We start from the raw sequence: 388 nt of genomic DNA on the forward strand, positions 1-388 counted from the left end.
TGTTAAAGAAATCGGTAAGCATTCTGCTATAATTAAACTTCATAAAGAAGTGAAAATAGAGATCGCTTTCGACGTTGTTTCAGAATAATCTGAACAGCTCAATTAATTTAAGTTAAGACACAACTTAAATCTTTTCAAACAAACATTTAAAACCACTCCTTTTCCTGGAGTGGTTTTTTAGTTTACATCCAGCCCAAACAATCGACACCAAGCTTAGAACTTCGAAAACGACAAACCACATTTATTTTTAGAGTCTTGTCTTATATATAATAATATTAATAACTCATAAGATACTAACAAGATCCATTTCCATATTGAAAGTTAAAAGTGATCAAAAAACAGATAAAGTATGTTAAGAGATAAACATAGACTTTTAAAATTGTATTTT

1 protein-coding gene is annotated in these 388 nt (G+C 28.4%); it reads left to right on the plus strand.

What is annotated here, in order from left to right:
• The first annotated feature begins 10 nt into the window (after nucleotides 1-10).
• On the plus strand, nucleotides 11-88 hold the full coding sequence (locus DLK05_RS18460; RefSeq protein ID WP_369073587.1) for a hypothetical protein: 78 nt from the start codon (nucleotides 11-13) through the stop codon (nucleotides 86-88).
• Nucleotides 89-388: the final 300 nt, after the last annotated feature.

This window comes from Ancylomarina longa (genome assembly GCF_003996985.1).
GTDB lineage: Bacteria > Bacteroidota > Bacteroidia > Bacteroidales > Marinifilaceae > Ancylomarina_A > Ancylomarina_A longa.